Origin of the sequence: Polynucleobacter sp. AP-Titi-500A-B4, from assembly GCF_018688095.1 — a bacterium.
In the GTDB taxonomy this organism is placed as follows: Bacteria; Pseudomonadota; Gammaproteobacteria; order Burkholderiales; family Burkholderiaceae; genus Polynucleobacter.
This window is the reverse complement of the sequence record NZ_CP061311.1, coordinates 669,386-682,322: the sequence shown is the minus strand read 5'-3', so window position 1 is coordinate 682,322 and position 12,937 is coordinate 669,386. Positions and strand designations below refer to the sequence as shown.

Genomic DNA, 12,937 nt, shown 5'->3' with positions numbered 1-12,937 from the left:
AATTAAACAAGTCGCTAAATAAGCCTAAATAAGGAATTTTCATGAGTGCCGGCATTAAATATGTAACTGACGCCTCTTTCGAACAAGACGTCCTCAAGTCCGATAAACCTGTTCTGCTCGACTTCTGGGCTGAGTGGTGCGGTCCTTGCAAAATGATTGGTCCAATCCTGGAAGAGCTCTCCGGTGAGTATGGTGACAAATTGCAAATCGCAAAAATGAACGTAGATGAGAACCAAGGCGTACCTGCCCAGTTCAATATTCGCGGAATTCCGACCCTGATCCTATTCAAAAACGGTACCGTAGCTGCTCAAAAAGTAGGCGCTTTGGCCAAATCCCAGTTGACTGCATTTATTGATAGTCATCTGTAAATCGTCTCAGACCACAGGTTCACCAGTTGAGCCTGTGGCTTTTACCTGTTTCTAGCACTTGTCAGACCCGTTTTTTAGTGTAGTATTGCGTTTAACAGTAGTTCAGCGCTTTCAGGATTTTTAAGAAACGCGCCCTTTTCAGCAATTTACCTCCCCCTTCTTTCTAGCAAATTCCAAAATTCTGTTTTTCCACATCTGCGTGATCTCTTTCAGCGCAGCGATATCCCAAAACACAATCCCCTTATTCATTTTTATCTTTATCCACACCCGAGAACCACATGCAATTAACTGAACTCAAAGTCCTCCACGTATCCGCTCTGCTTGAAATGGCAGCCAGCCTGGAGATTGAAAATACGCAACGGATGCGCAAACAAGAATTAATGTTTGCGATTCTGAAGAAACGCGCTAAAGCAGGTGAAACTGTTTTTGGTGATGGCACTTTGGAAGTCTTGCCAGATGGCTTTGGTTTCTTGCGCTCTCCTGAAGCCTCTTACATGGCTTCACCAGACGATATTTATATCTCTCCTGCACAGATCCGTCGCTTTAACTTGCACACTGGCGATAGCGTAGAAGGCGAAGTTCGTACTCCTAAAGATGGTGAACGTTACTTTGCCTTGGTCAAGGTGGACAAAATCAACGGTTTGGCTCCAGAAGCCCTCAAGAACCGCATCATGTTTGAGAACTTAACGCCTTTGCACCCGAACCGTGTCATCGGTTTAGAGCGTGATATCAAGGCCGAAGAGAATTTAACTGGCCGCATCATCGATATGATCTCCCCAATTGGTTACGGCCAACGTGGTCTGATTGTCGCCTCACCAAAATCCGGTAAGACCGTGATGATGCAGCACATTGCGCACGCGATTGCAGCAAATAATCCCGAAGCCATTCTGATCGTCTTGCTCGTTGATGAGCGCCCTGAAGAAGTAACTGAGATGCAACGCTCCGTTCGCGGTGAAGTGGTTGCCTCCACGTTTGATGAGCCAGCAGTTCGTCACGTTCAAGTCGCAGAGATGGTAATTGAAAAAGCAAAACGTTTAGTAGAGATGGGTAAAGATGTGATCATCTTGCTTGACTCGATTACCCGTTTGGCACGCGCATACAACACCGTAGTTCCTTCATCAGGCAAAGTTCTCTCTGGTGGTGTGGATGCGAACGCATTACAACGTCCAAAACGTTTCTTCGGTGCGGCACGTAATATTGAAGAAGGTGGTTCATTGACCATCATCGCAACTGCCCTGATTGAAACTGGTAGCCGTATGGATGATCTCATCTATGAAGAGTTCAAAGGCACCGGCAATATGGAAGTGCACCTTGAGCGTCGTTTGGCTGAGCGTCGTGTTTACCCATCGATCAACCTCAATAAGTCCGGTACCCGCCGTGAGGAACTCTTGGTAAAACCTGAGAACCTCCAAAAGATCTGGGTATTACGTAAATTGCTGGCTGATATGGACGATATCGAGGCGATGAACTTCATCGTGGATAAGCTCAAATCAACCAAAAACAACGGCGAATTCTTCGACCTCATGCGTCGCGGAGGCTAATTTAGGGGTCTAGAGGGCTGTTTTAGTCCTTTTTGGACCCCGAAAGTGCGCTTTGTTATTGATTTCATGGCATAATTTCGCCTTTACTGCTTTTAACTTGGGAAAGTATTTAGGTTAATTAACTTAAACGGCTACCCGCTAATAGGACTCAAAAATGAAACCTGGCATTCACCCCGAATATCGTGAAATCGTCTTTGTAGACGTTTCCAATAACTTCAGCTTCAAGACTCGCTCCACAATGGCTACTAAAGAGACCATCAAGTGGGAAGACGGCAATGAATATCCATTGGCCAAGATCGAGACTTCTTCTGAATCACACCCTTTCTACACCGGCACCCAAAAAATCATGGATACCGCTGGTCGTGTTGAGAAATTCCGTCAGAAATTCGGTACTAAAGCTGTTGCTAAGGCTTCCGGTGATGGCGCTGCTAAAACAGCTGAGAAAAAAGCGGCTGCTGCAGAAGCTAAAGCTGCTGAAAAGCCAGCTAAGAAGAAGGCTTAATACACCTCATATTCGCGGGGTATGGCAATGCCCTTCTCTGCGAGATAATCAAGGCAGCGTTTGCTGCCTTTTTTATTTGTCGTTTTGCTTAAATAGAGTTCATGGTCAAACTAACCGCCGCCGCTACTAAATCGATTCCGCGCATCATTATTTTTGCGTTGACTTTGGTTTATGGTTTCGCAGGCCTCTTCTTCCGCGATCCTTGGAAGAATGAAGATGCTATCGGTTTTGGCGGGATGTGGACTTTGTTTCGCGGCGATTCTATCGATTGGCTCGTTCCCCACTTAGCAGGTCGCGACGTCTCTCTTGGCACACCTCTACCGTATTGGATGGGCGCCACTCTCATTAAATTATTTAGTGGATTTATTGGTGCTGCTAATGCCGCACGTTTGTATTCTGCGATCTGCTTCTTTGCTGCAGCGTTAGCCATTTGGTATGCCACTTATTTATTGGGTCGTCGTCGTGAAGTACAGCCAATGGCTTTAGCTGTTGGCGGTCAACCCGATATGAAGAGTTATGGCATGACGCTGGCTGATGGTGCACTCCTGATCTTCTTGGCGTGCGTAGGCCTAGCTCAACGCGCTCATGAAACCACTCCGATGATGGCGCAACTCATGGGTATCAGCATCGTGCTCTACGGTACTGTGCGCGGATTAGATAAGCCATGGCAAGGCGGTTTATGGACTGGTCTTGGCATTGCGATTGTGGCCCTCTCTAGCAATCTCACCCTGAGCTTGATCATCGTTACCTCCACCATCATTGCGGTAATTGCAAGTAATGCGAAGTTACGTTTTCGTTGGACGCTGACCAGCACTGTTTTAGGTTTAATCGGTTTTGCACTTTGGCCCATACTTTGGTACGTAGCTGGCTTACCTAATGAATGGCGTCATATCGCCGAAGAGGGTTGGCGCAATATGCCAGAGATGCGCTCTACACCTTCTATTGAATCATTGGGTTTCTTGAGCGTGAACTTCTGGGCGTACGCATGGCCAGTATGGCCATTGGCTGCAATCTCTTTAGCGCACTGGGGTCGCGTTAACGAAGCAGGTGCTTGGCGCGCTCCTCACCTTTGCATTCCACTGAGTTTATTTATTGGTAGCTTGATTTATGTGCTGTTCCGCCTTGAGGCGAATGAACACGACCTCATGATCATGATCCCAAGCCTATCCATCATTGCAGCCTTTAGCTTACCCATTCTCAAGCGCAGCATGATTAGTTTCATTGACTGGTTTGCGATGTTCAGCTTTACGCTAATTGCTTTGGCGATTTGGATTATTTGGCTAGCCAAAGTTACTGGTTATCCAGAAACCACTGCCGCCAACATCTCTCGCTTACTACCGGGCTTTGAAGGTCAATTTAATTGGCTTGCCTTTATTGTTGCGCTAGCGATTACGGGTGTCTGGCTCTTCGTAGTACGCTGGAGAACTTCACGCGCCCCTAAAGAAATCTGGCGCTGCTTGATTATCTCTGCATCAGGCACTACCTTGATGTGGGTATTGCTCATGACTTTATGGTTGCCAACCATCAACTTTGCTAAAACCTACCGCCCTGTATCGGCTCGTCTTGCACAAGTAGTCCCTTCTGGTGGCGGCTGTATCAATACCAGCAATATTGGTCCCGCTCAGCTCGCTTCATTTAGCTATTTCACAAAATTCAATTTGCGCGATGATCCAAATTGCCCTTGGATGCTGACACACAATCAATCTGAAGCAAAAGCTTATGCGCAGTTGAACAATAAAAAGCTTCACCTTCTCTGGGAAGATCGTCGTGCTGCTGACCGCGATGAACGTTTACGTCTATACGAAGTTATTCCGGAATAAGGCGTGCTGCACTTTAAGCTATCGCGCCTTCGCGAGGACGTCCCCGCTCTACTCAAACTTGCTGGCCCCTTACTCATTGGTCAACTAGCAGTTATTGCTTTTGGTGTACTCGACACAGCGATGACCGCACGCTACTCAGCTGATGACTTAGCCGCTCTGGCAATGGCCTCAGCGATCTTTATCAGCATCTATGTTGGCCTGACTGGTGTTGTATCTGCCCTTGCTCCTATTGCGGGACAGCTCTTTGGCGCTAAACGCTATAGCGAGATTGGTGAAGAAGTGCGACAAGCTACTTGGCTTGCCTTAGGACTTACCATACTGGGTTGTTTTATCTTGCTAAACGCAGATCATCTATTGGCGATCTCACGCATTAGTCCCGATATTGAAGATAAGGCTAAGTTATATCTCAGCATTCTGGCCTTGGGTTTGCCTGCAAGCATGGGGATGCGTGTGCTGATGGCTTTGCATAATGCTGTCTCACGCCCTGCAGTGATTACCGTCGTACAACTCATTGGTCTAGCGCTGAAGCTACCCTTAAATCTACTCTTTATTTATGGCGGCTTAGGCATTGAAGGTATGGGCGGGCCTGGTTGTGCGGTTGCCACCGTCATCATTAACTGGTCCTGGTTATTAATGACTCTAGGTTTTGTCTTGTTTGATCGCTTCTATCGCCCCTTCAAGATTTTCGAGCGCTTTAGCTTGCCTGATTGGCATCGCATTTGGACTTTATTGAAACTGGGTACCCCCATAGGCTTTAGTTACTTAATTGAAGTGACTTCCTTTACCTTCATGTCGCTATTTATCGCGCGCCTTGGTACAACAGCTTTAGCGGGACATCAAATTGTGGCCAATATGGGTACTGTGATTTATATGGTGCCCTTATCACTCTCCATTGCGACGATGACCTTAGTCTCTCAATCCATTGGTGCAAATAAGCCAGAGCGAGCTGAAGAGATAGGTTGGTCTTCAGTTTTCTTTACAACGGCTTTGTGCATCACGATTGGTATCGCAGTCTGGGTATTCCGCATGCAGTTGCTAGATTTATATGATCCACCTGAAGCGGTAAAAGTTTTCTCTGTACCACTATTCTTATTTATTGCCTTCTATCAAATCTTTGATGCATTGCAAGTGACTGCTGCCTTTATATTGCGGGCGTATCGCATTGCTTTTTGGCCTATGCTCATTTATGCAGGCTCACTTTGGGGCGTCGGTCTTGGTGGCGGGTACTTGCTTGGCTTTAACGTATTAGGCAATACGCCGACATTCCTGCAGGGCGCCAATGGCTTTTGGGCAGGCAATAGTATCAGCTTAGGTTTAGCTGCTTGCTTACTACTTTACCTCTTCAGAAGAACGGCGGAGCGCTATGAACAGACGCATCCACCTCTTAAGCTGTAGAGCTAGCGAGGGATTTAGCGGTAGCCTGATCCTGAAACCGGTGCTGCGTAGCTAGGAACTTGATTGCCTTTGGAATACATGCACTGTTGATATGCAATGTTGTATTGGGTTTGTGCTTGGTTTTGTTTACCAGCAGAGTTCATGGCACCCATCGCGGCACCGCCTAACAAACCAACACCTGCACCTGTACCAATATTCTGACTGCTACCACCCTGAATCACTGCACCTGCTGCAGCACCTAACGCGGCACCAATAGCCGCGCTCGTAGCGCCTTCTTTTAATGCAGCATTACTCGTGTCCTTCACTGCGTTGGCTGCAAATTCACGGCACTGTTGATCTTCTTGTTGAAATACTTCGAATGGCTTACCTTCGCGCGGCATGATCGCAATCGTTGGGCCAGTAGGCGCAGACACACATCCAATCAACGATGTAATAACAGAAGCAGTCAATACTGCGATACGAGCAAATCGTTTCATAAAAAACCTTTAATCGTTCTTAAAATAAATTGAATTAGTATTGCGGACGTCTTTGTAGGGTGTTGCTAGTTGGTGGCGTTGCCGGCTGTGTTTGCCAACCTGTCGGACACTCTTGCGCGTATGGAAAATACTTACCGCTTGCCTCGCAGTAATACCAAACTGCGGGTTGCGGCTGTGCTGCCAACACCATCGGTTGAGGTGGTGGCATATAGGCTACTGGTGGTGGAGCGTAAACCACTGGTGGTGCATAGTAACCAGCGTAAGGGCCGCCATAATATCCAGCCCAATTACCCCGCCAACCTGGGCCCCAGCCATGTCCCCATCCTGGACCATAAGCTGCTGGTCGCCAACCTCCGCCATAGCCGCCTCCATAACCACCGCCCACTGAAACATTCCAACCCACATTACCGGCTTGAGCACTCAAGGGTGCAAATGCAAGTAAAGCGGCAGTGGTAATTCCTAAGATGCTGAATTGATTGATGAGTTTCATGGTTGACCCCCTATTTGGTCCTGCGCGGTCTGATGTTTCTGAATAGTTCTATTCTCGTTTTTTCACGTCTTACTATCAATAACGCCTCAAATACAGCCAAGCTGACAAGAAAGTAACTTATTTATTAGAACCCTTATTAGAGCCCTTATCGGCGCTATCTTACTGATCTAATTTTGCTCCAGATTGCTGTACCACCCTACTCCATTTGGCAGATTCTTGGGCAATCAATTTAGAGAGATCCTGAGGGCTACCTGGTGCAGGATCTAAACCACCTATCAAGAGACGACTTTTAACTTCAGGCATATTTAAGGCGTTTCTGGTTAATTGATTGAGGCGCTTTTGAATGGTTGGTGGAAGGTTTGCCGGCGCCATCAATGAGAACCAAGAAACCGCCTCAAAGCCAGGAAGCCCCTGCTCGGCTAATGTGGGGATTTCTGGGGCGGCCTGCGAGCGCCTAAGTGTTGTCACACCCAAAGCCTGCACTTCCCCCGCTTTAATTAATGGCAATGAAGAAGATAAGTTATCAAAGAGCATTGAGATGCGACCACTCACTAAATCTGGAAGAGACTGTGCGCGCCCCTTATATGGAATATGTCGAATTTGTATTCCCGCCATCTCTTTAAATAATTCACCAGACATATGCAATGAGGTACCTACACCAGAAGAGCCAAAGGTGAGTTGATTGGGTTTTGCTTTTGCAAGCTCAATGAGCTCATGCAGATTATTCACACCCAATTGTTTATTCACGATGAGGACGTTAGGAGTGCTAGCCAAGAAACTAATTGGTGTGAAATCTTTCACTGGATCAAAAGACATCTTTTCATAAAGAGCGCCATTGATCGCATGTATACCGACGGTACCAATGAGCAGCGTATAGCCATCAGGCTCACTCTTAGCAACGAGATCGGCGCCAATATTGCCGCCATATCCAGGGCGATTCTCAACCAGGACTGGCACACCCAAACTTTTTTGCCAGCTTTCTGCTAATACACGCGCCAAAATGTCTGGGGCGCCGCCAGGGGTAAAGGTCACAATGATGCGAATCGCTTGTTTAGGCCAATTTGTATTCTTGTTGGGTGTAGTTTGAGCTTGGGCTAACAGCGTAACTGTACCGAAGAATAAAAAGAGAAGTAGGCTTTTGGCCGCCTGAGAGAATCGCATCATCTTAAAGCCCAATACAGTGGGCAAACTCACTTAAATACCAAATCGGGATCTTAACCACAGCAAGCCGTCATACTTAACTGGATCATCAGCACAGGGACCAATGCCACACTCGAGCAAGGTTGAAACGAGGTTAGCCAAAACGATCAAAATAAAAAGAATGATTAAGGAATTGGCAAACCAGGAGCGTGAACGCACCTCACGATTGGGTAGCATCAATAAAATAGCAAGGCCTGCCATTAATCCGAGATAGCCCACAAAAGCCCAAGTATAAAAATGGAGCTCTAAGAAGGTTGAACCAAATCCTTTATCGCCCGGCAAGATATGCAAAAACACTTGGCGCAACGACACCATCATACCCACTAAGCCGCCCATAATGCCCCAACCATAATGCGCGGAGTGGGCGCCACAACGAATATTGAGCACCAAGGCAAAACCAATGATCACAAAACCTATGCGCTGCATTAAGCACAGAGGGCAAGGCAGCTCACCAAAATAGAGTTGGTCAATAAAGGCATAAGCTAAAGTGCCAATTACTGCCAACAAGGCAAGCTGATTGCCCAATGCTGCTAGCGAAGGAAATGAATGCTTGCTCACAATGATTAAAAGCTCAGGTTCAGGTGAGAAGTTGCATGAAAGCGGAACCAAGCCATCAAGATGAGGACAGTGATCGCTAGCATGACTAAGCCTGCCATACGCTTCTCAAACCAGACTAAGACGAGTCCGATGAATGCTGTCAGAAAAGGCAGGAACATATACATAAGAGAATTCTAGCGCAGGAGACCGTAGGGTCGGGTAAATCAGTAAATTCAGCGCTTGAAGAATGGTCTCTTGGAATGCTTGCTTTAGTAAAGCTGAATACAACAAAATGACCCCCACCAAAGTGGGTATCAGCTCGCTAGTTCTTTGTTTGATTTAAGAACTGCACTACCGTAGAGATAAATAGATCTGGCACCTCTACATGGGGGACATGACCAACATTCTCAATCGGCACCAACTTCGCATTCGGAATAGTCGCTTGTGCCTTTTTACCCAACTCTGGAAAGTTACCCAGAGTTTTTACGGCTTCAGGTGGAGCAAAACGTCTACCAAAGACTGTGCGATCTTTCTGGCCAATGACCAGCAATACCGGCATCTTGAGCTGAGGCAAGTCGCCAACCACAGGCTTTTCAGCAATCATTTGATAGGTCAGCACTGAGGTTGTTGCATATGCAGGATAGTCCGGTCCTTTTTGAACACGCACATAGACCTCTACAAACTTTTCATAAGAAGGTTGCCAGCTTGGGAAATAGGTTTGCAAGAAACGGCGATAACTTGTCTCTGTTTGCGCCATCTCTAATTTCAGTAAGTTGTCATTTTGCTGTGGCGGAATATCTTTACTGTAATCCTCTAGGCCCAGAGGATTTTCCAACACCAGCTTTTGCACTGTCTGTGGATAAAGGCGCGCAAAGCGCACACCCACCATGCCACCCATCGAATTTGCGATCACAGAGACTTGCTTGACACCCAAAGATTGAAGCAAGGCCTTAGTATTGGCAGCTAAATCATCAAAGTGATAGGCCACATTAGGCTTAGAAGACTTACCAAAACCAATTTGATCGGGTGCGATGACGCGATACCCTGCCTGCGTTAAGCCTGCAATGGTGGGTGCCCAATAATCACTTGAAAAATTCTTGCCATGAAAGAGCAACACTGCGCCCTTTTGCTTGCCTACTGCCGGTACATCCATATAGACCATGCTAGCGGGAACACCTTGCAAGCTTGTCTTAAATTCTTTGGTTGGATAAGGATATGGCCACGCACTAAGGCGTAAATCCAGAGGTGTTGCATTGGTATAGAGGCTTGCTGGGGCTGGTGCTGCTGCAGGAGTCACTGGTTCATTACTGGCGCAAGAGGCAAGTAATGAACCAGCAGTCATGATGACTGCAAGCGTTCTAAAAAATCTCATGGTCTTGATTTTTCCAGTGGAGTATTAAACGATTTTAGTTTTAAGATTCTTCAAACCCGCAACACTACCTTCTAGTACATCACCTTTTTTCACTGGGCCTACTCCTGCAGGTGTGCCTGAATAAATCAGATCGCCTGGCTCTAAAGTAAATAATGTCGAGAGGTATGCAATAGTGTCAGGTACGTTCCAGATCAGTTGATTGAGATCGCCTGACTGACGCTCTTCACCATTGACCAAGAGTTTGACGGCGCCTTGGCTAGGGTGACCACACTGACTCACTGGCGTGATCTCACCGCAGGGAGCAGATTGATCAAAGGCTTTACCAGTATCCCAAGGACGTCCCATCTTCTTTGCCTCGCCTTGCAAATCACGTCTGGTCATATCTAAGCCAACGCCATAGCCATACACATGATCCAAGGCTTTATCAGCGGCAATATTTGCGCCACCCTTACCAATTGCTACGACCATCTCAATTTCATGATGAACATCCTTGGAAAGATTTGGGTAAGCCATGTCTTTACCATCAGTCACAATCGAGTTTGCCGGCTTCATAAAAAAGAATGGTGGCTCACGATCAGGATCGTGACCCATCTCACGCGCATGATCCGCATAGTTACGACCCACACAATAAATACGATTGACTGCAAAGCGACGGGTATCACCCGTTACCGGCAAAGAAATTTGCACTGGTGGATCGATAACAAAAGCTGAACTCATGACTTACCTTTCTGAAGGGGTTATTTTTCTGATTTCGTTTGTTTAGAAGTATGACGCAATTTCAATAACAAGATACTGAGAGCCAGGGTAAAAGTCAGCGCATTAGCCAATATCAGGGGCCACTTTTCAATAATGAGGCCATAGACTAGCCACAAACCCACTCCCGCAGTAAATAAAGAATACATACCCAAGGAGATTCCAGAGAGATCTTTGGTGCGCCAGGACCAAATTGCTTGGGGCAAAAAGGCTACCGTGGTTAAGAATGCAGCGCAATAACCAATGATCTCAATTTGGTGGGGTTCTAGGGTCATGCATTCATTGTAATTAGGGAATGTAATAATTCATTGATCTAGCGCAGAAAGCCCATTTCTGTAGATAATGGAAACCTGTAATTCAACCCAATATAAAAAAATACAACATGAGACTAAAACTGACCCACTGGATTGGCGCCGCCGTATGTGCCACCTTATTCGCCACCTTCATTACCTCGCCTGCAATCGCTCAAAGCGATGCAGCAGTCAAAAATTATCCGGATAAGCCAATCCGACTCGTGATCCCTTTCCCTCCGGGCGGAGCAACGGACGTAATTGGTCGCATCATGGCGCAAGAACTATCCAAGAGCCTCAATCAACAAGTAGTACCGGACAATCGCGCTGGTGACAGTGGCAATATTGGAGCCGATTTAGTTGCTAAGTCTCCTGCTGATGGCTATACATTGCTGATGGGCGCCCTAACCTCCCATGCCATTAACACCAATTTAGATAAAGACAAGATTAAGTACAACCTGGAGAAAGATTTCACTCCAGTAGCGATTGTCGGCGTTGTGCCTCTCGTCTTTGTCGTGAATCCATCTGTTCCTGTAAAGAACATGAAAGAGTTCATTGCATATGCGAAAGCCAATCCAGGCAAGCTGACCTTTGCATCCTCTGGTGCTGGTGCTCCCCAACGTCTCGCCATGGAAATGTTCCGCTTCCAACTTGGATTGGATATGTTGCACATCCCTTACAAAGGTAGCGGCCCTGCCATGACTGACCTGGTTGGTGGACAAGTACTTAGTATGTCTGAAACGGTTCCAGCCGCTTTGCAATTTATTCAAGCGGGTCAGTTAAGAGCTCTGGCTGTGACAACTGCTAAACGCATTAGCCAGTTGCCAGATGTGCCTACTGTTACAGAAGCCACTGGATTACCGAACTTTGATGTCGTGAGTATGTTTGGTATTGAGGCTCCAGCAGGAACCCCTTCTGCTATCGTGAATAAATTGAGTGCAGACATCAAAACTATTTTGCAGCGTCCAGATGTTCAAGAGCGCATGCTCGCTGCCGGCGTTTATGTGAACTACCTTTCGCCAGCAGACTCTAGCAAACGTATTACCCGTGAATTAAATATGTGGGCTAAGGTTGTTAAGGATGCCAACGTCAAGGCAGACTAAATTACCCGCCACCCAACAACAAAGGGGATCTCATTGAGATCCCCTTTTGTTTTTGAATGCTCTTTACTCAGACTAGATCATTCAGCCTCGATTTTGGCTTGCTGAGCAACCAACTCCCACTTCTTCTTTTCAGCAGCAATAAAGAGTTTGGTATTTGCTGGTGTATCACCTACCGCCCAACCACCCAAATCTTTCCAACGTTGTTTAATCTCTGGAGAATCAAGTGCTTTCTTGACTGCTACATAGAGCTTGTCGATTACAGGCTTTGGTGTACCAGCAGGAACAAACAAACCAAACCAAGCAGTCACTTCAAAGTTTGGATAGCCCGACTGAATCATGGTTGGCACATCTGGCAACTCGGGAACCCTGTTCTTACTGGTGACCGCTAGAGGACGTAATTTTCCAGCTTTGATGTACTGCATCGAGCTAGGTAAGTTATCCACCATCATGCTGGTCTGTCCAGCCAATAGGTCAGCCAATGCTGGACCAGCGCCCTTGTATGGCACGTGAATAATGTCGATACCAGCCTGGGTTTTAAACAACTCGCCAGACATATGAATAGATTGACCACGACCTGAAGATGCAAAAGAATATTTACCAGGATTGGCTTTTGCTAAAGCAACTAACTCAGCAACTGTTTTTGCAGGAACCTCTGGGTTCACTACCAATACATTGGGGTTGGCAATCACAATCGTGATCGGCTCCATGTCTTCCATCTTGTATGGAAGACTCTTGTAAAGACTATAGTTAATCGCGTTTGGGCCAATATTGCCCATCGCCATGGTGTAACCATCAGCAGGTGCTGCGAGTAAAGCCTGAATACCAATGATGCCTGCCCCACCTGCTTTGTTTTCAACGATCACGCTTTGTCCCAGCTCTTTGCCCAAGATATCAGACAGTGCGCGTGATGAAATATCGGTAGTGCCGCCTGGCGCAGCAGTCACAATAATCTTGACCGGCTTATTGGGGAATGGTTGAGCAAATACCAAAGAGGTGCTGAGCACTGAAGCCGCTATAGCACCCCAAAGAAAAGCAAATTGCTTATGTAATGATTGAAAACGAATCATGTTGTCTCCGAGTAATCTCTGTT

At 46.7% G+C, this 12,937-nt stretch carries 15 protein-coding genes; 6 read left to right on the top strand and 9 right to left on the bottom strand.

The features are described 5' to 3' along the window. The first annotated feature begins 41 nt into the window (after window positions 1-41). From trxA to FD968_RS03605, 5 genes are all read left to right on the top strand, one after another. Window positions 42-368 (top strand): thioredoxin TrxA, encoded by a 327-nt coding sequence (gene trxA, locus FD968_RS03625; RefSeq protein WP_068948270.1) that lies wholly within the window; start codon window positions 42-44, stop codon window positions 366-368. A 278-nt stretch (window positions 369-646) separates the two neighbouring features. Further along, window positions 647-1,909, top strand: a complete 1,263-nt coding sequence (gene rho / locus FD968_RS03620; RefSeq protein WP_215367418.1) for a transcription termination factor Rho — start codon at window positions 647-649, stop codon at window positions 1,907-1,909. Window positions 1,910-2,063: 154 nt separating this feature from the next. Then, complete coding sequence (locus FD968_RS03615) at window positions 2,064-2,411, top strand: type B 50S ribosomal protein L31 (RefSeq protein WP_068321059.1); 348 nt, start codon at window positions 2,064-2,066, stop codon at window positions 2,409-2,411. Between the two features lie 101 nt (window positions 2,412-2,512). Next, window positions 2,513-4,231 carry a glycosyltransferase family 39 protein gene (locus tag FD968_RS03610; RefSeq protein WP_215367417.1) on the top strand — a complete coding sequence of 573 codons (1,719 nt, stop codon included), beginning with the start codon at window positions 2,513-2,515 and terminating at the stop codon, window positions 4,229-4,231. A gap of 3 nt (window positions 4,232-4,234) precedes the next feature. After that, on the top strand, window positions 4,235-5,626 hold the full coding sequence (locus FD968_RS03605; RefSeq protein ID WP_215367416.1) for an MATE family efflux transporter: 1,392 nt from the start codon (window positions 4,235-4,237) through the stop codon (window positions 5,624-5,626). Between the two features lie 14 nt (window positions 5,627-5,640). On the opposite strand, the gene FD968_RS03600 is transcribed toward FD968_RS03605, so the two are convergent. From FD968_RS03600 to FD968_RS03565, 8 genes are all read right to left on the bottom strand, one after another. Continuing rightward, entirely contained in the window at window positions 5,641-6,102 is a 462-nt protein-coding gene (locus tag FD968_RS03600) for a glycine zipper family protein (protein WP_215367415.1), read from the bottom strand. A gap of 34 nt (window positions 6,103-6,136) precedes the next feature. Then, window positions 6,137-6,592 (bottom strand): hypothetical protein, encoded by a 456-nt coding sequence (locus tag FD968_RS03595; RefSeq protein ID WP_215367414.1) that lies wholly within the window; start codon window positions 6,590-6,592, stop codon window positions 6,137-6,139. Window positions 6,593-6,751: 159 nt separating this feature from the next. Then, entirely contained in the window at window positions 6,752-7,756 is a 1,005-nt protein-coding gene (locus FD968_RS03590; protein ID WP_215367413.1) for a tripartite tricarboxylate transporter substrate binding protein, read from the bottom strand. Between the two features lie 30 nt (window positions 7,757-7,786). Beyond that, window positions 7,787-8,350, bottom strand: a complete 564-nt coding sequence (locus FD968_RS03585; RefSeq protein WP_215367412.1) for a disulfide bond formation protein B — start codon at window positions 8,348-8,350, stop codon at window positions 7,787-7,789. A 5-nt stretch (window positions 8,351-8,355) separates the two neighbouring features. Next, window positions 8,356-8,514, bottom strand: a complete 159-nt coding sequence (locus FD968_RS03580; protein WP_215367411.1) for a DUF5993 family protein — start codon at window positions 8,512-8,514, stop codon at window positions 8,356-8,358. A 137-nt stretch (window positions 8,515-8,651) separates the two neighbouring features. Next, window positions 8,652-9,701, bottom strand: coding sequence for an alpha/beta fold hydrolase (locus FD968_RS03575; protein ID WP_215367410.1), 1,050 nt, complete (start codon window positions 9,699-9,701; stop codon window positions 8,652-8,654). Between the two features lie 24 nt (window positions 9,702-9,725). Beyond that, window positions 9,726-10,418 (bottom strand): fumarylacetoacetate hydrolase family protein, encoded by a 693-nt coding sequence (locus tag FD968_RS03570; protein WP_215367409.1) that lies wholly within the window; start codon window positions 10,416-10,418, stop codon window positions 9,726-9,728. Between the two features lie 20 nt (window positions 10,419-10,438). Then, window positions 10,439-10,729 (bottom strand): SemiSWEET transporter, encoded by a 291-nt coding sequence (locus tag FD968_RS03565; protein ID WP_215367408.1) that lies wholly within the window; start codon window positions 10,727-10,729, stop codon window positions 10,439-10,441. A gap of 107 nt (window positions 10,730-10,836) precedes the next feature. On the opposite strand from FD968_RS03565, the gene FD968_RS03560 reads away from it, so the two are divergent. Further along, window positions 10,837-11,847 (top strand): tripartite tricarboxylate transporter substrate binding protein, encoded by a 1,011-nt coding sequence (locus FD968_RS03560; protein ID WP_215367407.1) that lies wholly within the window; start codon window positions 10,837-10,839, stop codon window positions 11,845-11,847. A 77-nt stretch (window positions 11,848-11,924) separates the two neighbouring features. Here the strand turns inward: FD968_RS03560 and FD968_RS03555 are convergent, their stop codons facing one another. Next, window positions 11,925-12,914, bottom strand: a complete 990-nt coding sequence (locus FD968_RS03555; protein ID WP_215367406.1) for a tripartite tricarboxylate transporter substrate binding protein — start codon at window positions 12,912-12,914, stop codon at window positions 11,925-11,927. Window positions 12,915-12,937 lie beyond the last annotated feature (23 nt).

What these genes read in the sequence shown, in the direction of transcription:
- FD968_RS03570 (WP_215367409.1), bottom strand. Translation starts at nt 10,418, where the DNA reads ATGAGTTCAGCTTTTGTTATCGATCCACCAGTGCAAATTTCTTTGCCG.
- FD968_RS03590 (WP_215367413.1), bottom strand. Translation starts at nt 7,756, where the DNA reads ATGATGCGATTCTCTCAGGCGGCCAAAAGCCTACTTCTCTTTTTATTC.
- FD968_RS03555 (WP_215367406.1), bottom strand. Translation starts at nt 12,914, where the DNA reads ATGATTCGTTTTCAATCATTACATAAGCAATTTGCTTTTCTTTGGGGT.
- rho (WP_215367418.1), top strand. Translation starts at nt 647, where the DNA reads ATGCAATTAACTGAACTCAAAGTCCTCCACGTATCCGCTCTGCTTGAA.
- FD968_RS03615 (WP_068321059.1), top strand. Translation starts at nt 2,064, where the DNA reads ATGAAACCTGGCATTCACCCCGAATATCGTGAAATCGTCTTTGTAGAC.
- trxA (WP_068948270.1), top strand. Translation starts at nt 42, where the DNA reads ATGAGTGCCGGCATTAAATATGTAACTGACGCCTCTTTCGAACAAGAC.
- FD968_RS03595 (WP_215367414.1), bottom strand. Translation starts at nt 6,592, where the DNA reads ATGAAACTCATCAATCAATTCAGCATCTTAGGAATTACCACTGCCGCT.
- FD968_RS03580 (WP_215367411.1), bottom strand. Translation starts at nt 8,514, where the DNA reads ATGTATATGTTCCTGCCTTTTCTGACAGCATTCATCGGACTCGTCTTA.
- FD968_RS03575 (WP_215367410.1), bottom strand. Translation starts at nt 9,701, where the DNA reads ATGAGATTTTTTAGAACGCTTGCAGTCATCATGACTGCTGGTTCATTA.
- FD968_RS03600 (WP_215367415.1), bottom strand. Translation starts at nt 6,102, where the DNA reads ATGAAACGATTTGCTCGTATCGCAGTATTGACTGCTTCTGTTATTACA.
- FD968_RS03610 (WP_215367417.1), top strand. Translation starts at nt 2,513, where the DNA reads ATGGTCAAACTAACCGCCGCCGCTACTAAATCGATTCCGCGCATCATT.
- FD968_RS03565 (WP_215367408.1), bottom strand. Translation starts at nt 10,729, where the DNA reads ATGACCCTAGAACCCCACCAAATTGAGATCATTGGTTATTGCGCTGCA.
- FD968_RS03560 (WP_215367407.1), top strand. Translation starts at nt 10,837, where the DNA reads ATGAGACTAAAACTGACCCACTGGATTGGCGCCGCCGTATGTGCCACC.